A 23016-nucleotide genomic window follows, 5' to 3' on the forward strand; every position below is an offset into this window, starting at 1 on the left:
AAGCTGCGTCGCAGCACGCCAGATGCCGATTCAAGTGATTGAATCTACTGAAATTTGTCGGAAAGATTGCAGAAAGGTGGCAGCCGGTCAGGACGGTGCTCGCGGGAGCGTCCGCACTTGGCTTCATGCGGCTCGGCGGGGCGGTCCGAGCCGCTGGTGAGCGCGAGCGGGCGGACTGGCCGACGCCGTGTCGACGTGTCGATCAGGCCGCTCCAGATAGCGCTACCCATCCTGCCCTTTCCAATCGATCGGGCACGTCTCCGCATTGCAGCGGCCATGCAACGATGTCGCTGCGGCATGGCAGCGCCGTGCGCTTCTTTCGCGCCATCACACGCAATGTGAGCAGCTGTCTACGAAACCGGCCCTCCGAGCGTGACGCCTGACACGCAATCGCCCTGGCGTCGTCCGTAGCCTCGGCAGGCACCCTGAACTCGGGTGCAATGGCATCCGGTCCCCTGCCGGATGGTCTCGTCCCTCTTCGCAGAAGGAAGATCGATGAATCGCAAGCATGCGTTGTACGTGGCGTTGCTCGCCGGCATTGCCGGCATGTCCCCCGCCGCCATGGCTGCCACTCCCCCAGCAGCCGAAATGGATTCCGCCCCGGTCGAAGCCCGCCCGGATGCCGCCGCGCTCGGTGGCGCGGAACTGCGCAGCCTTCCCCCGGGCAGCGCGCACGCCCCGCGCCTGATCGAACTTGCCGCGCCCGACAGCAGCAAGGCCGCGGCGATGAAGCAGGCACGCGGACAACAGGTCAAGCACGGCCAGCCGCTGCAGATCGGCTTTTCCCGCGACGTCGCCAAGCCCGACATCAACCTGCGTCGCCTGCGCTGGCAGACCCTGCCCAACGGCGCCCAGGTCACCAGTTTCGAAATCGCCTCGACCAACGCGCAGGCGCTGCGCGCGGCACTGCAGCTCAGCGGCAGCGGCGCCCAGCCCGGCGATCCGCGCAAGGCGACGCTGCGCTTCGCCGGCGAGGATGGCCGCGTGTTCCAGCAGAGCGGCGCCGAGTTCGCGGGTAGCCAGCCTGGCTGGTCGGCGGTGATCGCCGGCGCGCGCATGGTGGTGGAGATCGAGCTGCCGGCGGGCCAGTATCCGCAAGGCTTCGCGTTGAAGATCCCGCAGCTGTCGCACCTGGACATCAGCCCGGTCGCCAGCGAGACGATGATGCGGCCGATGATCGGCGAGAGCGATTCGTGCGAGCGCGACATCGTCTGCCGCGCCAACCCGACCTCCGGTTTCACCTCGGCGGCCAAGTCGGTGGCGCGCATGACCTTCACCAGCGGCGGCAGTACCTACCTGTGCACCGGCACCCTGCTCAACAACAGCAATTCGCCGAAGAAAGCGATGTTCTGGAGCGCGGCGCACTGCATCAGCACCCAGACCGTGGCCAATACGCTGCAGACCTACTGGTTCTACGACGCCACCACCTGCGGCGGCTCCACGGTCAACTCCAACTACACCACGCTCGGCGGCGGCGCCTACCTGCGCTATACCAACACCACGCGCGACACCACGCTGCTCGAACTCAAGAGCGCTCCGCCGAGCGGCGCGTTCTACGCGGGCTGGAGCAGTTCGGCGATCGGCTCGACCGGCACCGCGATCGAGGGCATCCACCACCCGGCCGGCGACGTCAAGAAGTACTCGCTGGGCAAGGTCACCGCGCTGTCCAGCTCCATCGACGGCAAGTCGCCGCTGTATCGCGTGCAGTGGAGCACCGGCGTCACCGAAGGCGGCTCGTCCGGCTCCGGCCTGTTCACCGTCAACAGCAGCGGCGCCTACCAATTGCGCGGCGGCCTGTATGGCGGCACCTCGTACTGCAGCGCACCGAGCGATCCGGACTACTACTCGCGCTTCGCCGACGTGTATTCGTCGATCCAGCAGTATCTGAGCCCGTAAGCCAAGGTCCGGGAGGGCCGTACTCCCGCACCTGCGCCTAGGACAGGCCGTCCCGATGACGGCCTGTCCGTTTCGCACGCCGAAGCCGCGCAGCGGCTACACTCAGGGCATTCCCCTGACGGCAGACATTGCATTGGCCAAGCCCAACTACTCCTTCGAAAAGCGGCAGCGCGAGCTGGCCAAGAAGAAACAGCAGGAAGAAAAAGAAGCGCGCAAGCGCGAAGCGCGTGCCGCAGCGGCCAAGCCCGCCTCCGACGACGACGCTGCAACGCACGAAGCCGATACCGCCAGCGACGCCTAGGCCTTCAAAGGCACGGCAGGCGCCTGCCGACCACCCCAGGGCCTCGCTCTACGGACCTGTCGCGCGACGCACCTGCATCGACGCGACATGCCTGGCCTGATGTCTAACTAACCTTCTTGGCCAGCATGGTGCCCAGCACGAACAGCACCAGGGCGATGGCGATGCCGGCCCAGAACAGGAACTTGGCGACGCCGATCGCCGCGCCCGCCACGCCGCTGAAGCCGAGCGCGCCGGCGATGAGTCCGATGATGGCGATGATGATGGCCCACTTGATCATGATGCGGTCTTCCCGAAAACGAGGACAGGCGCACGCCGTCTTCGCGTGCGCTGGCGCCGGCAGATGGCCGACGCTGGTTCGGGAGACTAGACAGCGCAGCATGCGCATGCGGTGAAACGCAGATGCACGCGCCGTGCACGGCGCGGCGTCGGATCAGGCGGTGCCGGTCTGCGCAGGCGCCGATGCATCGGCCGGCAGGCTCGCCGGGAACCATTCCGCGCGGCGCAGCCAGCCGGCCAGGAACTCGGCGTCGGCCGGACGCTCCGCCACCAGGCGCTGGTAGTAGGCGATACGCTGCTGTCGGTACTGCGCGTACGCCTGCGCCGTGTCCGCACTGGCGAGCGCCGCCAGGGTCGCCGGCCCCATCTCGCCATCGACCGCCAATCCGGTCGCGCCCAGTTGCTGCAGGACGCGCTGCAGCAGCGAGATCGCGACATCGCCGGCATTGACGTAGAAATCGAACACGAGCTCGGCCAACGTCTGCGAGGCGATCTGATCGGCGCCGATGCTGTCCCAGTAGTCTTGCTGGTAGATCGTCGCGGCCTGTTGCACGGTCAATGCGCGCAGGTTCTGCAGCGTCGGCGCTTGGCCCAGCAGCGCTTGCGCGCAGCGCTGGAAGGTGGCCAGGGTGATGCCGTAATTGGTGGCGCCGCCCGGATCGTTCGGGTCATCGACGAAGCCGCCCTCGAACCGCAGCAACTGTGGGAGATACAGGTCGAACGATGCCATGGCGACGTCCTCGCGATCGATGGGCGGTCAGCGTGGCACCGGCGGCGATGCCATGCAGTGACCCCGGGCACAACGGGCGCGCCGCCGGGCCGCGCACGCACTCATGGCGTGGCCGCCGCCGGCGACGCCGCTGCCCCCTCCGGAAAGCCCAGTGCCTGCTCGGCCGCCCGGGCGGTCAGCGCCATGTCCGCCCAGGCCGGATGCGGCGTGGTGGGCGGGATCTGGCTGCGCATCAGCCGCTGCGGATCGGTCTGGTCGGCGAAGGTCCCGCTCCAGGCCTGCGGCGTCTGCCACAGGGCGTGCTGCAGCACGACCTGCATGTTGGCGATGGAGTGCCGCGGCAGCAGATGCGGGAACCAGGCGCCGTTGACGTCGTAGGCGGTGCGGAACGCCTGCCCCACCGACGCATAGCCAAACGCGGACGGCGGCAGCGACGGCGCATAGTCCCAGTAGTTGTAGCAGCGCGTGCTGTCGGCCGCGGCGATATGCGCGGCATAGGCCTGTTCCCAGCTCGCGTCGCCGACCATCGGGCTGCAGAAGTTGATGTTGCGGCTGGGCAGCGCCGGCCGGCTCAGCGCCAGGTCCAGCGAAAACAACTGGCTCAGCGCACCGCCCAGGCTGTGCCCGGTGACAAAGACCTGGGTCGGCGCGAAGTGCTCCAGCAGCGCGAACAACTGCGCGCGCATCGAGGCGCGCATCGCGCCGCCCCTGCCGTTGTAGATGCCGTAGAACCCGGCCGACACCTGCGGCACCGGCGTGACGGTACCGGCGCTGGGCACGAAGGCGGTGGTGGAGAAGTCGAGGTCCTCGTAGATGTCCAGGTCCGAATCGGTGCCGCGGAACGCGAACAGATAGGTCCCGGCAGTGGCGGTGGAACGGAACAGCAAGCCGAACAGTTCCTCGCTGCCCCCCAGCGGGTCGCCATCCCAGCCGGACCAGCGGGCGACCAGACGGTAGTCGGACGGCGCCGAGACCGGCTTGCCTTCATAGGCCGCGTAGGCGGCGATGCTGGCAGCGGCCATCGCCAGGGTCAGTTGCGGCGGCAACAGCGGTTGCGTCGCGGGAATCGCACTCATCGGCAAACGTCCTGTCGGAAAGCGGCGCGTGCCGCGGGCAGTCGGCACACGCCTTCCCTGCGGAACCGTGGTCCGTCCGCCACGCTGCATGCGTGGCGTGGTCGCTTAGTAGCACCGGGGATCGGCGCGATGCTTCGATACGCATCGCAGCGCGCTGCGCATCGCCGCACTTGTCTACAGGAGTCAGCGCGCACCGGCTCTGCACGTGGCCTGCACCCTCCCGTCACGGACTGCGCGCGCGCCTGCCGGCACAGTGCAGGCGGGCACTGTCGCCCGCTCGGAGATCCGCATGGCCAGCCCGCAGGAACTGGAAGAGAAATTCTGGAAGGCATTGAAGTCCGACCGCACCGTGATGCTGGGCCTGGACGGCGTCGAGGACGGCCACGCCCGGCCGATGACCGCGCAGTTCGAGGGCGATCACGGCGGCCCGATCTGGTTCTTCACCTCCAAGGACAACGCGCTGGTGCAGAAGCTGACGCAGAGCCAGCGGGTGATCGCAGCGTTCAGCGCCAAGAACCACGATCTGTTCGCCAGCATCAGCGGCACGCTCAGCGTCGACAACGACCAGGCGGTGATCGAGCGCCTGTGGAACGGCTTCATCGACGCCTGGTACGAACAGGGCAAGGACGATCCGAAACTGGCGCTGCTGCGCCTGGACCCGGATCACGCGCAGATCTGGCTCAACGGTTCCAGCCTGATGGCCGGCATCAAGGTGCTGTTCGGCATCGATCCCAAGCGCGACTACCAGGACAAGGTCGCCGACGTGCCGCTGCGCTGAGCGGCACGCCAAGCACATCAGACAACCCATGCCAGCCGGCTGCACGCCGGCTGGCCGACACCATCAGAGAACCGAGGCGACCGGCAGACGCTGGCGGATCGCCTCGCGCAGGCCGCGTTCGCACTGCCGCGTCGCCGCGTCCACGTCGTTCTCGGCCAACGCTTCCGCGCGCGTCAACGCGGCCAGTGCGGCACTGTGGTCGCCACGCCGCACCGCCATCAGCGCCTGGCAGCGCGGGCGCAACGCCGGCGCCGCCCAATCAAGATCCACCGTCAAGGCCGCATCCAGGGGATCGGCCTCGTCGGCACCGGCCATCGCCCGCGAGAACGCGAGTTCGCAGCGCAACAGCGCGATCAGGGTGTGCCAGGCGTCGGCGACCGGCGCAGGCAGGGTCGCGACCTGCGCTTCGAAAGACGCCTGCAGGGCAGCGGCGTGCGCCCACTCGCCACGGATCTGCATGGCTTTCAGCGTGAACCACACATAGAAAAACCCGCCATCGCCTTCCGCGAGCAGGGCCAGGCGGTGTGCCGGCAGCTTGTCCGCGGTGACGCCGCGCGATGAAAGGCCGTTGAGTTCGGCGAGCACGTCGACGAGGGCGTCAGGATCGCGTGGACGGGCATGTCGCACCAACTGCAGACCATCACTGGCCCCGCTCGCGCTCTGCGACGGCACCAGATTGGCCAGGCCTGCCGCTAGATTGAACACCGCCGCGCCGGTGCAGAACGCGCCGCTGGTGCTGCCCGGACCCCAATGCCATGCCAGGACACCGCACCCCGCCGACACCAGCAGGTTGGCCAGCGGACCTCCGGCGATCAGCAGGAGATACTGCGGGCGCAGCGCCGCGTATGGATTGGGCACCGCGATCACGCTGCCCGCGTTGTCGCCCGGACGCATGCGTTTCCAGCGGATCCGCCAGCCGCGACGGCGCGCAAGCAACTGCAGCGGCCCCACGTGCACCCGGTACACGGTCATGCCGATCGCGCGTGCAGCAAACGCATGCCCACCCTCGTGGATTGCGATCGTGGCGAATGCCGCCAGCGGGAAGATCAGCAGCATCGCCAGAAACGGCGCGAGCGAAGACGTGACCACGTTCGCCAGGGCGAAGCAGCCGGCAAGCATCGCCAGGCTGCCCACTATCATCAGGACAACGCGCACGCCTTTGAGCACGCCGTCGAGCCAGGGCGGCGCAGCCCATGGGATGCGCGCCTCGTCGACGGCGCTCATCCGCGTTCACCCGCGTGGAGCGGGCCTTGCAGCACCTTGCGCAACCGCACAGGGCGATCGCGCCCTGCGCCGCACCGCCGCGGTCGCGATTCACCGAGGCTTTGCACGGTTCGCCGGTGCCGTCCGATCGTGCACCTGCCGCGACTAACGGCGATAGCGCACCGCCAGCTGCGCAGCCGCCGCGGCGCGATGCCGGCGCAGGGCCAGGCCAAGCGGACTCATGGTCGCCGCATCGGCGTCGCCCGACTGCTCCTCCAGGGCGCGTTGCACGCGCGGCGACAGCCCCCAGTCCGCGGAAATGGCCTTGGCGCAGTGTGCCGACCAGGCCTCAAGCATCTCGGTCACTGCCGCCGGCGTGGGCGCTGCCTCGGCGTGGCGTGCGTGGACATCGCGCAGCACCTGCACCACCGAGACCGCGCCCAGCCCGCACAACAGCGCCAGCAACTGCGCGGCGTTCGCATCCTCGCGGTCGGGCACTTGGGAGGCGGCGTGCGCCGACAGCAGGGTGTGTTCCCACAGGACCGCCGCACAGCGGCCGAAGACGCTGCCGTCGTCGACGATCACCGGTTGCAGCAGCGCCGCCAGCACGATCTGGCGCAGACCCTCGGTGCCGAGCAGGGCCACCGCCCGTTCCAGGTTCTCGATCGGCTCGGGATGGCGGCGGTAGACGACGCTGTTGGCGATGCGCAGCAGGTTGCCGGCCAGCGCCGGGTCCTGGCCCAGGATCGTGGCGATGGAATGGGCGCCGGCGGTCGGGTCGTTGATCGCGCGGGTGAGCTGCGGCAGCAGGTGCGGGCGTCGCGGCGTGTAGCGCGGATGCGCGTCGATGCGGGCCAGCACCGCGGCGGCCTCGGCCATGACCGCCGGCGCAGGCGTGGCCGACGTGCTCACCGGCCGGCCGGCGAATGCCAGCTCGCACAGACGCGCCAGGATCGCGGCGTCCGGCACCGGATCCAGATCGAGCAGGGCCGGGTCGGCGAATGGGTCGAGGCCCGGGTCCACCGCGGCAACAGGCGCGGCTGCCGCGGTGGATGCAGACACGGCCGGTGCCGAGGATACGTCGGCATCCTCGGCATGGGCGCGCGCCTGCGGCGCCTCGGCCGCTTCGTCAGCACCACGCCGCAGCCACCACCACAGCCCGCCCCCCAGCACCAGCGCACCCGCACTGATGGCAATCCACATGATCGGCACGATCGTCGTCATCCGCAAAACATCGCCAGGTCCCCGCGCCCGGCCACCGGTGCGCGCCCACGCGGCACGCCATGTCATTCAAGCACGCCGCGCGGGTTTCTGCGCAACGCCGACGTGATGCGGTGGCCGACCTCCGTGAGGCGGTCATGGACAACGCGCGATCGCGCTACTCAGCAGCAAGCAAGCGGCGTGCCGACAGCGCCCTGCACCAGTCCACCAGCCTGTTGCGCCGCTCCTCGCTGCCGCCTGCGGACGGCACGTGGCGGGTCTGGTCGGGGCGATGGGCTCGACCGCCGCCCTCTGCGGGGCGACGGCCACCTGCACGCTCAGTGCGGCGCCGGTGCGGGCGCGCTGCGATGCCCGTAGCTGAGTACCCGCGTCAACTTCCAACCGTCCGGGTCCTGGCGCCACACCATCACGAACTTGGCGATGCCCTCGCAGCGGCCGCTGGCCAGCTCGCAGAAGCGGTGCTCGCCTTCCTCGATCGCCCCGAAGTCCTTGATCGGATAGACCCGCAAGGTGCCGGGCAGCAACTCGCGGCGGACCTTGCCGCAGATCCATTTGCGCGTGTTGTCGACGACGCTCGCGCGGTCCCAGGTGACCCCGCCGGTGTCGTGGTAGAACTCCACGTCCGGCACGAACAACGACGCGAACGCCGCCAGGTCGCAGCGGTTGTAGGCCTCAAACAGGCGCTGGTCCAGCGCCGCGACGGTGTCGAACAGCGGCCCCGCCGCCCCATCCCCGGCCGGTTCCGCCGCGCGGGTCGACGCCGCGCACGCCATCAATACTGCCAACGCTCCCCAGGCTTTCATCGGCACCCTCTGCGTGAATCGATGGGACACTATGAAACCGCTCGGGCCGCGGCCGCAAGATTGCCGCATGCGCTGGCGCGGCGCCGCAGACGCACGCGCGGCAGGCACCCTCGCCGACCGCGGCGCGCCGGCGTCGGCAGCCACGACCGTCGGCGCCTACATGTTGCGCCGATACTCGCCGCCCACCTCGTACAGCGCATGGCTGATCTGGCCCAGGCTGTGGGTCTTGACCGCCTCCATCAGCGCCGCGAACACGTTGCGGCGCTCGCGCGCGGTGCGCTGCAGCGCGCCCAGGCCGGCACCGTCGGCCGCCAGCGCCAGCGCGTTGCGGCGCTGCTGCCAGTCGCGCACGTTGCCGATCTGCTGGTCCTTTTCCTGCTCGGTGGAGCGGATCAGCTCGATCTCGGTCGCGGTCTCGCCGGCGTGCTCCTTGGGCAGGAAGGTGTTGACCCCGACCAGCGGCAGGCTGCCGTCGTGCTTCTTGTGTTCGTAGTACAGGCTCTCTTCCTGGATCTTGCCGCGCTGGTACATGGTGTCCATCGCGCCGAGCACGCCACCGCGCTCGCTGATCGCCTCGAACTCCTTGTATACCGCTTCTTCCACCAGGTCGGTGAGCTGCTCGACGATGAAGCTGCCCTGCCAGGGGTTCTCGCAGAAGTTCAGCCCCAGCTCCTTGTTGATGATCATCTGGATCGCCACCGCGCGGCGCACGCTCTCCTCGGTGGGCGTGGTGATCGCCTCGTCGTAGGCGTTGGTGTGCAGGCTGTTGCAGTTGTCGAACAGCGCGTACAGCGCCTGCAGCGTGGTGCGGATGTCGTTGAACTGGATCTCCTGCGCGTGCAGCGAACGGCCCGAGGTCTGGATGTGGTACTTCATCATCTGGCTGCGCTCGTTGCCGCCGTAGCGCTCGCGCATCGCCCGCGCCCAGATCCGCCGCGCCACCCGGCCGATCACCGTGTACTCCGGGTCCATGCCGTTGCTGAAGAAGAAGCTCAGGTTGGGCGCGAAGTCGTCGATGTGCATGCCCCGCGCCAGGTAGTACTCGACGATGGTGAAGCCGTTGCTGAGGGTGAAGGCGAGCTGGCTGATCGGGTTCGCCCCGGCCTCGGCGATGTGGTAGCCGGAGATGGACACCGAGTAGAAGTTGCGCACCTTCTGCTCGACGAAATACTGCTGGATGTCGCCCATCATGCGCAGCGCGAACTCGGTGCTGAAGATGCAGGTGTTCTGCGCCTGGTCCTCCTTGAGGATGTCGGCCTGCACCGTGCCGCGCACGCTGGACAGGGTCTGCGCCTTGATCTGCGAGTAGGTCTCCGCGTCCACCAACTGGTCGCCGCTGACCCCGAGCAGGGCCAGGCCAAGGCCGTCGTTGCCCGGCGGCAACTCACCGTGATAGCGCGGGCGTTCGCGGCCTTCGAACAATCGGGCCAGGGTCTGCTCGGCCTGGGCCCAGCGCTGCACATCGGCCTTGAGATGTTTCTCCACCTGCTGGTCGATGGCGGTGTTCATGAACATCGCCAGGATCATCGGCGCCGGACCGTTGATGGTCATCGACACGCTGGTGGTCGGCGCGCACAGGTCGAAGCCGGAGTACAGCTTCTTCATGTCGTCCAGGGTCGGAATGTTGACTCCGGAGTTGCCGATCTTGCCGTAGATGTCCGGGCGCGGCGCCGGATCCTCGCCGTACAGGGTGACGCTGTCGAAGGCGGTGGACAGGCGCGCGGCCGGCTGGCCGACGCTCAGGTAGTGGAAGCGCCGGTTGGTGCGCTCCGGCGTGCCCTCGCCGGCGAACATGCGGATCGGATCTTCGCCGGTGCGCCGGTACGGATACACGCCGCCGGTGTACGGATAGCTGCCCGGCAGATTTTCCTTGCCGAGGAAGGTCAGCAGTTCGCCCCAGCTCTTGTAGCGCGGCGCGGCGATCTTCGGAATGGACTGGTGGCTCAGCGACTGCCGGTAGTTTTCCACGCGGATCGGCTTGCCGCGCACTGCATACTCGGTGACCGGATCGGTGATCGACTTCAGCCGCTGCGGCCACTCGCGCAGCAGTTTCAGCGACTCGCTGGACAGCGACTGCAGCGCATCGTTGTAGCGCTGGCGCAGGAGCAGCAGGCTGGCGTCGACGGCGTCGACGGCGTCGGCGGACGCATCGGCGGATGCACGCGACGCCGGCAGCAGATCCTGCGCCGCATACAGTTCCAGTTGTGCCGGCAACTGCGGATCCTGCAGTTCGTGCAGCGCTTGCCAGAACGCCTGCGCACGGTCAGCGGCCTCGGCCTGGCGCAACACGCCGGCATTGAGGGCGCGCCCCTGTTCGGCGATCTCGGCCAGGTAGCGCACGCGCGCGCCGGGAATCAACACGGTGGCGCGCGGCTCCTTCAGCGTGGTGTCGAGCTGCGGGCGGAAATCGCAGTGCGCCTGTGCGCCCGGCGCATTTGCCGCGGTGTCCGCCTGCGTGGCCAGCTTCTCGCGCAGCAGGCGGCACAGATTGACGAACATCCAGCTCACGCCCGGGTCGTTGAACTGGCTGGCGATGGTCGGATACACCGGCACCGCCTCGTCCTCCAGCTGGAACGCCGCGCGGTTGCGCCGCCACTGCTTGCGCACGTCGCGCAGCGCATCCTCGGCGCCGCGCCGGTCGTACTTGTTCAACACCACCAGTTCGGCGAAGTCGAGCATGTCGATCTTCTCCAGCTGGCTCGGCGCACCGTAGTCGCTGGTCATCACGTACACCGGGAAATCGACCAGGTCGACGATCTCCGAATCGCTCTGGCCGATGCCGGCGGTCTCCACGATCACCAGGTCGTAGCCGACCGCCTTCAACAACGCGATGCAGTCCTTCAGCACTCGGTTGGTGGCGGCGTGCTGGCGCCGCGTGGCCATCGAACGCATGTAAACACGCGGGCTGCGCAGCGCGTTCATGCGGATGCGGTCGCCGAGCAGCGCGCCTCCGGTGCGGCGCCGGCTCGGGTCGACCGACACCACCGCGATGCGCATCTGCGGGAAGCTGGCCAGGAAGCGGTTGAGCAGTTCGTCGGTGACCGAGGACTTGCCGGCACCGCCGGTGCCGGTGAGGCCCAGCACCGGCGCGGTGCGCCGGCTGCGCGGCTCGGCCGCCGAGGCCGCGCCGGACTGCCACTGCTTGCGCAGCAACGCCAGTTCCGCCTCCGAAAACGCCCCATCCTCGATCGCCGACAGCATCCGGCCGATCCCGATCTCGTCGTCGATGTCCGGCAGCGGGGAGCCGGCCGGCGTCGCACCACGCGCCTCCGCCGCAGCCTCGCGGCCGCGCCCTGCCCGCGCCACCACGTCCTCGATCATCTCCACCAGGCCCATCTTCATGCCGTCGTTGGGGTGGTAGATGCGCTCCACGCCGTAGGCCTGCAGTTCGGCGATCTCCTCCGGCGTGATGGTGCCGCCACCGCCACCGAACACCCGCACATGGCCGGCGCCGCGCTCGCGCAGCATGTCGACCATGTACTTGAAGTACTCCACGTGCCCGCCCTGGTAGGACGACAGCGCGATCGCGTCGGCATCCTCGTGCAGCGCTGCGCGCACCACGTCCTCGACGCTGCGGTTGTGGCCGAGATGGATCACCTCGGCACCCTGCGCCTGGATCAGGCGGCGCATGATGTTGATCGCCGCGTCGTGGCCGTCGAACAGGCTGGCGGCGGTGACGAAACGCAAGGGACTGGCGTCCGTCTGCGGCAACGGAACGCGGGACGCGGGAAGGCTCATCGTGCGGACATCGAAAAGAGAATGCCGCGATTCTAGGCGCGCGGCGCGACGCGGGCAGGTTGCGCTGCAGCATGCAAACCTGCGTCCCGGGCTGCCAGCGCGCCGCTGCGCCTGGCTATCCGCTGCATGAATACGCCCTCGGGAACGCGTCAACAGGCGTGTCGGTCGCGGCGTTTCCTCCCGCGTCGGCACCCCGCCGATGCCTTCGGAGACATCGCATGTTCGCTCGTCCCTTGTTGCTGGCCTCCCTGCTCGGCGGCGCGCTCGCCGGTGCCATGGCCGTCGCGCCCGCGCAGGCGCGCGAGGTGGTGGAACTGTCGGTCCGCACCGCCCCGCCGCCACCGCGGGTGGAACGGGTGGTGGTACGGCCCGGCTATGTCTGGATGCCCGGTTACTGGCAATGGAACGGACGCCATCACGTCTGGGTCGCCGGCCGCTACGTGGTGGAACGGCCGGGCTACGTCTATGTCGGTCCGCGCTGGGAGCACTACGGCCCCGCCTATCGCTTCCACGCGGGCTATTGGACACGCCGCTAGTCCATCCATCCCCGGGGAGACGCGATCGCCGTGCCGGCGGCGATCGCGGCCCACGCCGCCGCGGCATGCGGGGCCGCGGCGGTATGGGCCCACCGCTGCCAACCGCTGCTGCCGCCAACGGCACCGACGCTCGCCCCGCGCCACTGCACCGGCTTGTCCACCGCCAGCACGACCGAGCAGGTCCGCCATCGCACCGCGCACACCTGGGTGGCCAGCGCCATTACCGCGGAAGCCCGCGCCCCACTCCGCCAGCAGGCAGACCACCCGACGAACAGGCGCCCCAGCCTGCCCCCGCTGGCGTCGCACAGAGCGGCGAGATGCCCGCGTTGCGTGGCCGCGGCGCCGTCGCGCGGGCGGCCGGCAATTGCTTTAAAATGTCGGCATCGCGACGCTCAGGGCCTGTTCCGGAACCGTCGCGTTTTTGTTTTGCGCCACCCACCAGGCACGTTCCTGGACCATGGTGTCCGACACCTGCAACGCCAGCGGAGCCCCCATGCTTTTCGAAACGCTAGCCAACACCGGCCACGAACAGGTCGTCTTCTGCCACAACCGCGACGTGGGACTGCAGGCGATCATCGCCATCCACAACACCGTGCTCGGCCCCGCGCTGGGCGGCGTGCGCATGCGCCCCTACGCCAACACCGAGTCCGCCCTGCAGGACGCGCTGCGGCTCAGCCGCACCATGACCTACAAGAACGCGCTGGCCGGGCTCAACATCGGCGGCGGCAAGGCGGTGATCATCGGCGACCCGAAGAGCGACAAGTCCGAAGCGCTGTTCCGCGCCTTCGGCCGCTACGTCGATTCGCTGGGCGGCCGCTACATCACCGCCGAGGATGTCGGCACCGACGTCAACGACATGGAGCAGATCTATCTGGAGACCGAGTACGTCACCGGCGTGCACCAGGTGCATGGCGGCTCCGGCGATCCCGCCCCGTTCACCGCCTACGGCGCGCTGCAGGCGCTGATGGCCTCGCTGCAGCGCAAGTTCGGCCACGAGGAGATCGGCAAGACCAGCATCGCCGTACAGGGGCTGGGCCACATCGGCATGGAGCTGGTGAAGCTGCTCAAGGAACGCGGCGCCAAGCTTTACGTGACCGACCTGGACCCGGCGCTGGTCGCGCGCGCGGTGGCCGAATACGGCGCCGAAGCGGTGGACCCGGACGACATCTACGACGTCGCCGCCGACGTGCTGGCGCCATGCGCCATGGAGAGCGCGCTCGACGAGGCCAAGCTGCCGCGGCTCAAGGTCAAGATCGTCTGCGGCACAGCCAACAACCAATTGGCCAATGCCGCGGTCGGCGAGGAATTGCACCGCCGCGGCATCCTCTACGCGCCCGACTACGCGGTCAACGCCGGCGGCGTGATGAACGTGTCGCTGGAGATCGATGGCTACAACCGCGAACGCGCGATGCGGCTGATCCGCAGCATGTACCACAACCTCGGCAAGATCTTCGACCTGTCCGAGCGCGAGAACATTCCGCCGCAACAGGCCGCCGACCGCATCGCCGAGGCGCGCATGCAGGCGATCGGCAAGCTCAAGCTGCCGCTGGGCCGTACCGCACCGCGCTCGATGGGGCACCTGCGCGGCGAGTGATGCTTCACGCCGCCTGCGCCGCAGGCGGAAGGCCGCAGATCGCAGGGCCGGGGCGTCCCCGCCCTCCTTGACCGATCGACCCCGAACCGGCGCAGCACGCGCCGGTTCGGGCACCGGGACTCAGAAGCCCAGGCGATAGCGCAGCGACACCGCGCGGTCGTCGCCGCGCGGGCCGAAGCGCTGGTCGTAACCCAACCCCAGCAACGCCCCATTCCAGCGCGTCTGCAGGCTGGCGCCGAACAGGCCGCCGGAGCGCGCCGGCTGCAGGTCCACCAGCGGCGCCCACGCATTCACGCCGACGAAGCTGGCCTGCCAGTCCAGTCCCTGCGCGGCCAGCGTCTGCTGCCACTCGGCATAACCCTGCAGCGACCAGCCGCGCCCGCCGAATCCGCCCCGCAGGCCGGCCAACGCTTGGCTACGCGAGGAACTGGCGGCACCGGCCATCAGCCCGAAGCCATCGCCGCCCTGTTCGCGGAAGCCATCGCTGTCGATGCGGCTGTAGTCGGCGCCGGCATACGGGGTCAGCCACGCCGGGCCGCGCCCGAGCCGATAGCCGACCTCCACGCTGGAGGACAGGAAGCGACCGGCATAACGGCTGGAGGCGTCGGCAACGGTGTCGCCGAGCAGCAGGCTGCGGTCGAGCTGGCGCTGGTACTGGCCGCTGCCCAGTTGCGCCAGCGCATAGGCGTTGCCGGCCATCGCGCCGAGATAGGCCTGGCCCTGCACCTGGCGGTTGCGGCTGCGGTCCAGGCTGCCGGCGTCGCTGGCGCGGCTCTCGCCGAAGGCGAAGCCGGCCACCGCGTGTTCGCCCAGGCGCAGGTCCTGGCCCATCAGCCAGCCATCGAGCTGGAACTGGCTGCCGGCGAAGCTGCCCTGCCCGGTCTCGCCCAGGCGCTGGCTCCAGGCGCCGACCGCGCGCGGTTGTTCGACCAGCGTGTCGAAGCGGCTGGACAGCGCGCGCCGTTGCAGGTCCATGGTGTCGAAGGTCATCGCGGTGGCCGCGGCATGCGCCTCGCCGGACAGGCTGCGCAGCGTCGCCGACGCCGCCGCCACGCTCGGCGACTGCTGCACCGCGCCGGCGGCCTTGAGCAGGACGCCATCGACCGTGGCCGGGTCGTGGCTCAGCTGCGTGTTGAGCTGCGCGAACGCCGCGTCCACGCGGGTCGCCGAGGCCAGGCTGGCGGCGGTGACGTTGCCGAAACCGGCCGCGGCCGCCGTGACGCTCAACGCCTGCACGGTGATCGAGGCACTGGTGGCGTCGTAGGACAGCGACGAGGTCAGGAACACGTTCGATGGTGTCGTCACCGAGGCGAAGGTGCCGGTGAGGCCGCCGTTGGCCTGCAGCACCGTGTACGCGGTGTTGTTGACCACATAGTCGCGCTTGCCGAGCACGTACAGCGAACCGCCCTGCAGGGTGGCGCTGCCGCCGACCGAGAGCTTGTCGCCGACCAGCAGCGCCAGGCGGCCGTTGCTGCTCTGCACGTAGTTGCCGCTCAGGCTCAGCGTGGCCGCACCGACCTGGAAGGTGCCGGCATTGGCGACGCTGCCGCCGAGCGCGCCGGTGCCGACGAAGGTGGCGCCATTGCTGATCGCCACGTTCGAGCTGGCCAGGCTGGCCGCGCTGAGCGTGCCGCCCTGCACCTGGGTGTCGCCGCTGTAGGTGTTCTGGGTGCCGCTGAGGGTCAGCGTGCCGCTGCCCTGCTTGATCAGCCCGCCGCTGCCGGCGATGTCGTTGGCCCAGGTCGAACTGCCGGTGAAGGCCACCGTGACATCGCCCCAGTCGAAGCGCCCCGGTCCCTGCACCGCCTTGCCGACGTTGAGCAGGCCGTAGCCGAACGTCGCATCCACGCCCGGCGTGCCCAGGTCGGTGGCGGTGCCGAGCAGAGTCTGCCGGACCAGGTCGTTGTTGAAATACGGGAAGGCCTGCCAGACCAGCGCCGCCGCACCGGACACCAGCGGCGCCGCGTACGAGGTGCCGCTGCCGTAGTAGTAGTCGGGGTTGCTGGTGGAGGTGGTCGCCTTGGGATCGACGAACACCTCGGTGCCGGGCGCGACCAGGCAGTAGCGCATCGCCGCGCCGCAGGCGTTGGAATACGACGCCAGTTGCGTGCCGGTGCTCGAATCCGTCGCCGCCACCACCAGCCAGCCGCGCTCCAGGTCCGCCGCCGGCAGCGTGCCGTTGGGGCCGGCCTTGCTGGGCAACGAGGCGATGTCCGAGGGCGTGGACTTGGATTCGTTGCCGGCCGCGAACACCACCAGGCCGCCGTAGCCGAGCACGAACGGGCGGTACTCGTCGGCGATGGCGTTGGTCGAGTTCAGGTCGGTCCAGTAGATGCCGCCCCAGGAGTTGTTCATCACCTTGACCCCGGCATTGATCAGGTCCTGGTGCACCTGAGTCAGGCCCAGCCCGCCGCTGACCTGGTTGCCGCTGCCGCTGCCGTCGTCCTTGGGCGGGGTATCGGAAATGATGCGTGCGGACACGATCTGCGCGCCCGGTGCGATGCCGCCCGGCCACTGCCCGACCGACCTGCCTGCCGCCAGCTGCGCCACGGTGGTGCCGTGGCCGTCGACGTCGTCGACCTTGGTGTTGTTCTGGCTCGGATCGACGTAGATCAGGTTCGACACCACGCGCCCGGCCAGCGCCGGATGATTGCGGTTGACGCCGGTGTCGACCACGCCGATGCGGTAGCCGCTGCCGTCGTAGCCGGCGCTGTGCGCGGCCAGCGTATTGGTCAGGGTCAGATGCGCGTCGAACGCCGGCTGTGGCGGCGGCGGCGAGGTCGGAGGTGGCGACGTCGGCGGCGGCGGCGGAGGCGGCGGTGGTGGGGGCGGAGGCGGCGAGGTCGGTGGCGGGCTGCCATGGACCAGATTGCCGCCACCGCCACCGCCGCCACCGCACGAGGTGAGCGCAACCGCTACCGCGGCCGCCAGCAGCGACCGTGCCATCAATGCCCGCATGTCCTTCCCCTCTACCTTGATCTGCCGCACCGGCCGGTGCCATTCCCATTCATCGGCCGTCGGCGACGGTGATGACCCACGCCAATCTACACCGAAACATCGCCCATCGGACGGCCGCCCCGAGTCCCTGCGATTTGGCAGAACCCGTGCCGCGGCCGATAATCGGCACACCACTTTCATAAGGGTTTGCCATGACCGAGATCGTCATCGCCGCGGCCAAACGCACCGCCATCGGCGCGTTCCTGGGCCAGTTCAACGGCGTGCCCACGCCCACGCTGGGTGCCGCGGCCATCCGCGCCGCGCTCGAGCAGTCCGGCATCCCCGCCGCGGACGTTTCCGAAGTCATCATGGGCTGCGTGCTGCCGGCCAATCTCGGCCAGGCTCCGGCACGTCAGGCCGCGCGCGCGGCCGGCGTGCCCGACGCCACCGGCGCCACCACCATCAACAAGGTCTGCGGCTCGGGCATGAAGGCGGTGATGCTCGGCCACGACCTGATCAAGGCCGGTTCGGCCAGCATCGTCGTCGCCGGCGGCATGGAGTCGATGAGCAACGCGCCGCACCTGCTGCCGAACTCGCGCACCGGCAACCGCTACGGCAACTTCCAGGCGGTCGACCACATGGCCTGGGACGGCCTGACCAATCCCGACGACGGCCAGGCGATGGGCGTGTTCGGCGAGGCCACCGCGGAGAAGTTCGGCTTCAGCCGCCAGGACCAGGACGCGTTCGCGATCGAATCGGTGAACCGCGCGCAGGCCGCGCAGCGCGACGGCGCCTTCGCCGACGAAATCGTCCCGGTCGCCGTGGCCACCCGCAAGGGCGAGGTGCAGGTCGACAGCGACGAGCAGCCGGGCAAGTCCGACGTGACCAAGATCCCGACGCTGAAGCCGGCGTTCAAGAAGGACGGCACGGTCACCGCGGCCAGTTCCTCAAGCATCTCCGACGGCGCCGCCGCGCTGGTGCTGCTGGGCGCCGACGAGGCCGCCCGCCGCGGCGTCGCGCCGCTGGCGCGGATCGTCGGCCATGCGACCTTCTCGCAGGCGCCGGAATGGTTCACCACCGCACCGGTGGGCGCGATCCGCAAGCTGCTCGACCAGGTTGGCTGGAGCCTGGACGACGTCGACCTGTTCGAGATCAACGAAGCCTTCGCCGTGGTGGCGATGGTGCCGATCAAGGAACTGGGCCTGGACCACGCCAAGGTCAACGTCCATGGCGGCGCCTGCGCGCTCGGCCATCCGATCGGCGCCTCCGGTGCGCGGCTGCTGGTGACATTGCTAAATGCGTTGCGCAGCCGTGGCGGCCGCCGCGGAATCGCGACGCTGTGCATCGGCGGCGGCGAAGCGACAGCGGTCGCCATCGAATTGATTTGATTGGGATTAACCCCTGAAACACAAAAATGAATGCGCGTGCGCTTGACAGCCGACTTTGGCTTGTCATCATGTTGAGGGCGCGCATTCGCGCGTTGCCTAACTAAACGACGAGGATAGACACAATGAGCATCAACAAGCTGCTGATCGCAATGGCCCTGGGCCTGGCCCTGGCCGCGTGCTCGAAGCAGGAGCAGGCCCAGGACGCCGCCGCTTCGGCTAACGAAGCCGCCACCGACGCGCAGGCTGCTGCCGACCAGTCGGCTGCCGCCGGCGCCCCGACCGCCGACGCCGCTCAGGCCGCTGCCGACACCGCCGCGACCGCCGCCAACACCGCTGCCGACGCTTCGGCCGCTGCCGCCGCTGCCCCGACCGATGCCGCTGCCGACAAGGCTGCCGACACCGCCAAGGCTGCGGAAGACACCGCCGACAAGGCGAAGGACGCTGCTCAGGAAGCCAAGAAGTAATCACTTCTTGCTTTTTGCAGTCCTGAAAGAGCCGCTGGTCCGCCAGCGGCTTTTTCTTTGCCTGGCGTTTGCCGAGCGGCGCGGCAACGGCGCCAACAGCGTGCCGGCACAGCGTGTTCCCCGGAGGGCGGCGTGGGTGACGACGCACGCATGTTCGCCTCGCGCGAATGCTGCACCGTCGTTAGCCGCCGACGTCGCCTCGCAAGCGTGCGTCCCCGCATACAGGATTTGTCCGCGCCATTGCGTCGTCCACACGTAGCGCGCATGCAAGCGCGACGCATGACCCGCACGACGCGCCGCACCGCCGTCCGCGGTGAGCGATGCGGTCGATGCGCACCGCTGCCCACGCGCCATGCAAGTGCTGCGCGCGTATGCGCCGACGCCGCACATCCGCATTGCCCGCATGGCCGGCATGCGACCGCAGCCGCGCGCATCGCCGTGCGTGGCTTCCACCCACGGCGCCTCCCCAACCATCGGCAGTGCCTTCCTGAACACTGCCCCGCGCCACCGCTCCGCCTTGACGCAGGCTGCATGCGCGTCCGCCTAGGCTGCGCCGCGTCACCCACCCGTGGACGGAGAAGCCGCATGAACAAGACCCCGATCGTGGCCCTGCTGGGCGCCCTCGCACTGGCCGGCTGCCAGGGTCCCGAATCGCAGCAGGCACAACGCGACGCCAAGGTCGCTGCCGAACAGACCGGCGAAGCCGCCAAGGAAGCCGCCGGCCAGGTCGCGCAGGCCGGGCGCGAAGTCGCCGCCGACGCGCGCGATGCCGCGCACCGTGCGGCTAACTCCGATGCCGTCCAGGATGCCTCGGCCGCTGCCAAGGAGATGGCGGCCGATGCCAGCGAGGCCACGGCGAATGCGGCGCAGAAAGTCGCCGACAAGGCACGCGAGAACGCCAACGAAGATCCGCATAACGGCGACCGCGAGCAGCATTGAGTCGTTGGCCGTCCCCGCGCATGCGGGGGCGGCCCCAGCCGCGCAGCGCGTGCCGCGCGCTGTGCCGGCGCGGCGTCTTTTGTGACGCCGGTCCAAGGCGTTTGCGGCGTCACAGTAGACTTTTGCGATGCCGATTCTCCACCGTGTGCGGGCCAGGACCCGTCTAGCCCTGTTGTTCTCCGCCGCGGTCTTCGTGCTGATCGGCGCTGGTGTGTTCTACGGCGCGCAACGCGCGATCTCCGACGCCGCACGCGTCGCGCATACCCACGAAGTGCTGCGCAACATCGACGAGGTGCAATCCACCTTGCTGATGACCGAATCCTCGTTGCGCGGCTACGAGCTGACCAACAACCAGGCCTATCTGAGCCTCTACTACGACAGCGCCGAACGCGTGCCGCGGCAGTTGGCGCAACTGCGCAAGCTGGTCGCCGACAATCCCGTGCAGATCGCCAATGTGCAGATGCTGGAGCAACTGGCGAACACGCGGCTGGTGCAGATGCGGCAGATGCTGGCGGTGTACCAGCGCGACGGCCTGGAAGCGCTGCAGCGGGCGATGGCGCCCAGCGTGTACCAGAGCTCCAGCGCGGTCCGCGATCAGGTGCAGCAGATGACCGACGTGGAACTGCAGCTGCTGCAGAGCCGCGACACCTCCAACCAGCGCAGCGCCGACATGTTGCTTGCCCTGGCCCTGGCCGGCATTCCGTTCGGCCTGGGCAGCGTCGGCGTGGTCTATGCGCTGCTGTTCCGCGAGCTGCGCAACCGCAGCAACGCCGAACAGGCCGCCTCGATCGCCAATGAGAGGATGGAAGCCAGCATCAACGAGCTGGAGCGCACCAGTGCCGACCTAAACGCGCTCAGCCGCTATACCGGCCTGCTGCAGAGCTGCGCCGAACCGGCCGAGGCGCTGACGGTGACCGCGCGCCTGCTCGCCGCGCTGATGCCCGACGCCGGCGGCAGCGTCTATCTGCTGCGCGCCTCGCGCGACCGTGCCGAGGAAATCGTCAGCTGGGGCCAGCCGCCGGTCGGCAGCGAACCGGCGGTGGCGCCGCAGGACTGCTGGGCATTGCGTCGCGACAAGAGCCATTTCGTGCACGCGCAGGGCCACGACTCGGTCTGCGCGCATCTGCGCGAGGATCCGTACGCCGCCGGCGCCAGCACCGCCTGCATTCCGTTGTCGGCACAGGGCACCCAGCTGGGCTTCGTGTTCCTGGCCGGGCGCGGCCCCGGCGCGCTGCCGCGCATTGCCATCGCCGAGGCTGCCGCCGAGCAGCTGTCGCTGGCGTTGAGCAACCTGCGCCTGCGCGAGTCGCTGCGCCTGCAGTCGATCCGCGACCCGCTCACCGGCCTGTTCAATCGGCGCTACCTGGAAGAATCGCTCAACCACGAACTGGCCCGCTGCGGGCGCCGGCAGATGCCGCTGTCGCTGCTGATGCTGGACGTGGACCATTTCAAGCAGTTCAACGACCTGCACGGCCATGGCGGCGGCGACAGTCTGCTGGCCGCGGTTGGGCAGATGCTGTCTTCGCGGCTGCGCGGCGAGGACATCGCCTGCCGCTACGGCGGCGAGGAATTCACGGTGATCCTGCCGGAGACCGGGCCGGAACAGGCGCAAGCCATCGCCGAACAGATCCGCAGCGCCGCCCAGCACCTGAGCGCGACCGTGGACGGCAAGGCGCTGCCGGCGGTGACCATGTCGATCGGCGTGGCCAGCTATGCGCGCGACGGCGTGGTCGCCACCACCCTGCTGCGCAAGGCCGATGCGGCGCTGTACCGGGCCAAGCGCTGCGGCCGCAACCAGGTGCAGGCCTACGACCCGGCCCTGGACGGCATGGGCTGAACCGGCGGCGGCCACGGCCGGGCCGTCGTTTTGAAGAAAGCGTCACAAAACCGACGCGATAGAGCGGCGATAGTCGCGCTTCCCCCGACTGGAGACGACAGCCCATGTCCATCTGGAAAGACCAGGGTCCCGCGCGCAAGGATGGCCTCCCGCCCATGCCCGGCAACGGCGCATTGCCGCCGGAGCCGCGCCCGGCGGGCGAGACCGCCCCGGGCGAACCGCTCGCCGCGGTCGCCGCCGCCGCCCCTGCCGCCCGCACCCCTGCCCCGACCCCGGCCGCGAAGGAATCGCTGATCGCCGCCGACATCAGCATCGAGGGCAAGATCGAGGGCACCGGCCACATCCGCATCGCCGGCAAGTTCAAGGGCGACGTCAACGTACAGGGCGATCTGACCATCGAGACCGGCGCCAAGCTCAGTGGCGGCGTGCGCGCCGACAAGGTGGTCATCGCCGGCGAGCTGGAAGGCAACATCGAATCGGCTTCACGGGTGGAGTTGCTTGCCTCCGGCGCGCTGATCGGCGACGTCAAGGCCGGCTCGCTGACCGTGGCCGCCGGCTCGCGCATGCGCGGCCAGGCCGACTTCGGCTGGGACGACGACAAGCATGCCCGCAAGGGTGGCAAGCCCGCGGAGTCCGACGCCGGCGCATGAGCAGCCCGCGTCCCGGCAGTCCGGGGGCGACCCGGACCTGCCCCCACTGCAAGGCCACCATTCTCGAAAGCGCCAGCGTCTGCCCGGCGTGCAAGCACCACCTGCGCTTCGATTCGGCTGTGCTGCAGCAGTCGGCGCCATCGGCGCTGGTGCCGCTGCGGGTGGAAGGCAGCATCCGCCACCCTGCCGACGGCAGCGCCTGGGAGTACACCGTGCTGGTCAGCATCCGCAACGGCCGCGGCGAGGAGATCAAGCGCCAGCTGGTCGGCGTCGGCGCCATGCTCGACGGCGAGGAACGCAGTTTCACGCTCTCGGTCGAGGCGACGCCGGTGCGGGGTGGAAAGCGCGGGAAGCATTAGCGCCTTGCGGCGCCGGGATTGGGGATTGGGGATTGGGGATTGGGGATTGGGGATTGGGGATTGGGGATTCGTGATTCGTGATTCGTGGTTCGTGGTTCGTGGAAGCCTAGCCCCTCTCCCACCGGGAGAGGGGTTGGGGTGAGGGTACGGCTGTGCGTCGCCTCTGATCACTGCACTTGCTGCCTGGCGACGCTGGCTGCCGTACCCTCATCCGCCCCTTCGGGGCACCTTCCCCCAAAAAGGGGGCCGTGGTCCCGAAGGGAGAAGAAAGTGCCGATCAGCCCACTTTC

The 23016-nt window shown here is 69.2% G+C and carries 20 protein-coding genes; 11 read left to right on the forward strand and 9 right to left on the reverse strand.

Annotated elements, in window-relative coordinates:
* Positions 1-495: 495 nt before the first annotated feature.
* Both PIQ37_RS10225 and PIQ37_RS10230 read left to right on the forward strand, forming a co-directional pair.
* Positions 496-1896, forward strand: coding sequence for a trypsin-like serine peptidase (locus PIQ37_RS10225; protein WP_342073378.1), 1401 nt, complete (start codon positions 496-498; stop codon positions 1894-1896).
* Positions 1897-1951: 55 nt separating this feature from the next.
* Positions 1952-2197 (forward strand): hypothetical protein, encoded by a 246-nt coding sequence (locus PIQ37_RS10230; protein ID WP_342073379.1) that lies wholly within the window; start codon positions 1952-1954, stop codon positions 2195-2197.
* 103 nt (positions 2198-2300) lie between these two features.
* On the opposite strand, the gene PIQ37_RS10235 is transcribed toward PIQ37_RS10230, so the two are convergent.
* From PIQ37_RS10235 to PIQ37_RS10245, 3 genes are all read right to left on the reverse strand, one after another.
* Positions 2301-2474 carry a DUF1328 family protein gene (locus PIQ37_RS10235; protein ID WP_017908222.1) on the reverse strand — a complete coding sequence of 58 codons (174 nt, stop codon included), beginning with the start codon at positions 2472-2474 and terminating at the stop codon, positions 2301-2303.
* A 153-nt stretch (positions 2475-2627) separates the two neighbouring features.
* The gene (locus tag PIQ37_RS10240; RefSeq protein ID WP_342073380.1) at positions 2628-3203 is read right to left on the reverse strand and encodes a glycoside hydrolase family 108 protein; all 576 of its coding nucleotides are present in this window, start codon (positions 3201-3203) and stop codon (positions 2628-2630) included.
* A gap of 101 nt (positions 3204-3304) precedes the next feature.
* Complete coding sequence (locus tag PIQ37_RS10245) at positions 3305-4279, reverse strand: lipase family protein (RefSeq protein WP_342073381.1); 975 nt, start codon at positions 4277-4279, stop codon at positions 3305-3307.
* 289 nt (positions 4280-4568) lie between these two features.
* Between PIQ37_RS10245 and PIQ37_RS10250 the strand changes: the two genes are divergently transcribed.
* Positions 4569-5057: a pyridoxamine 5'-phosphate oxidase family protein gene (locus PIQ37_RS10250; protein WP_152237959.1), complete on the forward strand. Its 489-nt coding sequence runs from the start codon at positions 4569-4571 to the stop codon at positions 5055-5057.
* Between the two features lie 63 nt (positions 5058-5120).
* Here PIQ37_RS10250 and PIQ37_RS10255 read toward each other — a convergent pair whose 3' ends face one another.
* The 4 genes from PIQ37_RS10255 to PIQ37_RS10270 form a co-directional block, all read right to left on the reverse strand.
* Positions 5121-6281 carry a M50 family metallopeptidase gene (locus PIQ37_RS10255; RefSeq protein WP_342073382.1) on the reverse strand — a complete coding sequence of 387 codons (1161 nt, stop codon included), beginning with the start codon at positions 6279-6281 and terminating at the stop codon, positions 5121-5123.
* A 144-nt stretch (positions 6282-6425) separates the two neighbouring features.
* A complete protein-coding gene (locus PIQ37_RS10260) occupies positions 6426-7463 on the reverse strand; it encodes an HDOD domain-containing protein (RefSeq protein ID WP_342073383.1) in 1038 nt (345 codons plus the stop codon).
* A gap of 335 nt (positions 7464-7798) precedes the next feature.
* Positions 7799-8284 carry a nuclear transport factor 2 family protein gene (locus PIQ37_RS10265; protein ID WP_342073384.1) on the reverse strand — a complete coding sequence of 162 codons (486 nt, stop codon included), beginning with the start codon at positions 8282-8284 and terminating at the stop codon, positions 7799-7801.
* 156 nt (positions 8285-8440) lie between these two features.
* On the reverse strand, positions 8441-12022 hold the full coding sequence (locus PIQ37_RS10270) for a methylmalonyl-CoA mutase family protein (protein ID WP_342073385.1): 3582 nt from the start codon (positions 12020-12022) through the stop codon (positions 8441-8443).
* Positions 12023-12240: 218 nt separating this feature from the next.
* Between PIQ37_RS10270 and PIQ37_RS10275 the strand changes: the two genes are divergently transcribed.
* Positions 12241-12558: a YXWGXW repeat-containing protein gene (locus PIQ37_RS10275; RefSeq protein WP_342073386.1), complete on the forward strand. Its 318-nt coding sequence runs from the start codon at positions 12241-12243 to the stop codon at positions 12556-12558.
* Here PIQ37_RS10275 and PIQ37_RS10280 read toward each other — a convergent pair.
* Positions 12555-12779: a hypothetical protein gene (locus PIQ37_RS10280; RefSeq protein WP_342073387.1), complete on the reverse strand. Its 225-nt coding sequence runs from the start codon at positions 12777-12779 to the stop codon at positions 12555-12557. The two genes, PIQ37_RS10275 and PIQ37_RS10280, sit on opposite strands and share 4 nt — an antisense overlap.
* Positions 12780-13051: 272 nt before the next feature.
* On the opposite strand from PIQ37_RS10280, the gene PIQ37_RS10285 reads away from it, so the two are divergent.
* Positions 13052-14152 (forward strand): Glu/Leu/Phe/Val dehydrogenase dimerization domain-containing protein, encoded by a 1101-nt coding sequence (locus tag PIQ37_RS10285; RefSeq protein ID WP_148828776.1) that lies wholly within the window; start codon positions 13052-13054, stop codon positions 14150-14152.
* A 120-nt stretch (positions 14153-14272) separates the two neighbouring features.
* Here PIQ37_RS10285 and PIQ37_RS10290 read toward each other — a convergent pair whose 3' ends face one another.
* Entirely contained in the window at positions 14273-17098 is a 2826-nt protein-coding gene (locus PIQ37_RS10290; RefSeq protein ID WP_342073388.1) for a S8 family serine peptidase, read from the reverse strand.
* Between the two features lie 203 nt (positions 17099-17301).
* Here PIQ37_RS10290 and PIQ37_RS10295 point away from each other — a divergent pair, with 203 nt between their 5' ends.
* The 6 genes from PIQ37_RS10295 (at position 17302) to PIQ37_RS10320 (ending at position 22726) form a co-directional block, all read left to right on the forward strand.
* Complete coding sequence (locus PIQ37_RS10295; protein ID WP_342073389.1) at positions 17302-18477, forward strand: thiolase family protein; 1176 nt, start codon at positions 17302-17304, stop codon at positions 18475-18477.
* 122 nt (positions 18478-18599) lie between these two features.
* Complete coding sequence (locus PIQ37_RS10300; RefSeq protein ID WP_048490955.1) at positions 18600-18941, forward strand: hypothetical protein; 342 nt, start codon at positions 18600-18602, stop codon at positions 18939-18941.
* Between the two features lie 585 nt (positions 18942-19526).
* Positions 19527-19880, forward strand: coding sequence for a hypothetical protein (locus tag PIQ37_RS10305; RefSeq protein ID WP_267085124.1), 354 nt, complete (start codon positions 19527-19529; stop codon positions 19878-19880).
* Positions 19881-20007: 127 nt separating this feature from the next.
* Entirely contained in the window at positions 20008-21717 is a 1710-nt protein-coding gene (locus tag PIQ37_RS10310) for a sensor domain-containing diguanylate cyclase (protein WP_342073390.1), read from the forward strand.
* A gap of 104 nt (positions 21718-21821) precedes the next feature.
* The gene (locus PIQ37_RS10315; RefSeq protein WP_342073391.1) at positions 21822-22367 is read left to right on the forward strand and encodes a bactofilin family protein; all 546 of its coding nucleotides are present in this window, start codon (positions 21822-21824) and stop codon (positions 22365-22367) included.
* A complete protein-coding gene (locus tag PIQ37_RS10320) occupies positions 22364-22726 on the forward strand; it encodes a hypothetical protein (RefSeq protein WP_017916930.1) in 363 nt (120 codons plus the stop codon). The genes PIQ37_RS10315 and PIQ37_RS10320 overlap by 4 nt, the downstream gene beginning before the upstream one ends.
* Positions 22727-23016: the final 290 nt, after the last annotated feature.

The sequence above is a fragment of the Xanthomonas protegens genome (genome assembly GCF_038442435.1).
Taxonomy (GTDB): domain Bacteria; phylum Pseudomonadota; class Gammaproteobacteria; order Xanthomonadales; family Xanthomonadaceae; genus Xanthomonas_A; species Xanthomonas_A sontii.

What these genes read in the sequence shown, in the direction of transcription:
- PIQ37_RS10300 (WP_048490955.1), top strand. Translation starts at nt 18,600, where the DNA reads ATGAGCATCAACAAGCTGCTGATCGCAATGGCCCTGGGCCTGGCCCTG.
- PIQ37_RS10230 (WP_342073379.1), top strand. Translation starts at nt 1,952, where the DNA reads ATGACGGCCTGTCCGTTTCGCACGCCGAAGCCGCGCAGCGGCTACACT.
- PIQ37_RS10235 (WP_017908222.1), bottom strand. Translation starts at nt 2,474, where the DNA reads ATGATCAAGTGGGCCATCATCATCGCCATCATCGGACTCATCGCCGGC.
- PIQ37_RS10295 (WP_342073389.1), top strand. Translation starts at nt 17,302, where the DNA reads ATGACCGAGATCGTCATCGCCGCGGCCAAACGCACCGCCATCGGCGCG.
- PIQ37_RS10290 (WP_342073388.1), bottom strand. Translation starts at nt 17,098, where the DNA reads ATGGCACGGTCGCTGCTGGCGGCCGCGGTAGCGGTTGCGCTCACCTCG.
- PIQ37_RS10265 (WP_342073384.1), bottom strand. Translation starts at nt 8,284, where the DNA reads ATGAAAGCCTGGGGAGCGTTGGCAGTATTGATGGCGTGCGCGGCGTCG.
- PIQ37_RS10320 (WP_017916930.1), top strand. Translation starts at nt 22,364, where the DNA reads ATGAGCAGCCCGCGTCCCGGCAGTCCGGGGGCGACCCGGACCTGCCCC.
- PIQ37_RS10280 (WP_342073387.1), bottom strand. Translation starts at nt 12,779, where the DNA reads ATGGCGCTGGCCACCCAGGTGTGCGCGGTGCGATGGCGGACCTGCTCG.
- PIQ37_RS10245 (WP_342073381.1), bottom strand. Translation starts at nt 4,279, where the DNA reads ATGAGTGCGATTCCCGCGACGCAACCGCTGTTGCCGCCGCAACTGACC.
- PIQ37_RS10270 (WP_342073385.1), bottom strand. Translation starts at nt 12,022, where the DNA reads ATGAGCCTTCCCGCGTCCCGCGTTCCGTTGCCGCAGACGGACGCCAGT.
- PIQ37_RS10275 (WP_342073386.1), top strand. Translation starts at nt 12,241, where the DNA reads ATGTTCGCTCGTCCCTTGTTGCTGGCCTCCCTGCTCGGCGGCGCGCTC.
- PIQ37_RS10250 (WP_152237959.1), top strand. Translation starts at nt 4,569, where the DNA reads ATGGCCAGCCCGCAGGAACTGGAAGAGAAATTCTGGAAGGCATTGAAG.
- PIQ37_RS10315 (WP_342073391.1), top strand. Translation starts at nt 21,822, where the DNA reads ATGTCCATCTGGAAAGACCAGGGTCCCGCGCGCAAGGATGGCCTCCCG.
- PIQ37_RS10260 (WP_342073383.1), bottom strand. Translation starts at nt 7,463, where the DNA reads ATGTGGATTGCCATCAGTGCGGGTGCGCTGGTGCTGGGGGGCGGGCTG.
- PIQ37_RS10255 (WP_342073382.1), bottom strand. Translation starts at nt 6,281, where the DNA reads ATGAGCGCCGTCGACGAGGCGCGCATCCCATGGGCTGCGCCGCCCTGG.
- PIQ37_RS10240 (WP_342073380.1), bottom strand. Translation starts at nt 3,203, where the DNA reads ATGGCATCGTTCGACCTGTATCTCCCACAGTTGCTGCGGTTCGAGGGC.
- PIQ37_RS10285 (WP_148828776.1), top strand. Translation starts at nt 13,052, where the DNA reads ATGCTTTTCGAAACGCTAGCCAACACCGGCCACGAACAGGTCGTCTTC.
- PIQ37_RS10305 (WP_267085124.1), top strand. Translation starts at nt 19,527, where the DNA reads ATGAACAAGACCCCGATCGTGGCCCTGCTGGGCGCCCTCGCACTGGCC.
- PIQ37_RS10225 (WP_342073378.1), top strand. Translation starts at nt 496, where the DNA reads ATGAATCGCAAGCATGCGTTGTACGTGGCGTTGCTCGCCGGCATTGCC.
- PIQ37_RS10310 (WP_342073390.1), top strand. Translation starts at nt 20,008, where the DNA reads ATGCCGATTCTCCACCGTGTGCGGGCCAGGACCCGTCTAGCCCTGTTG.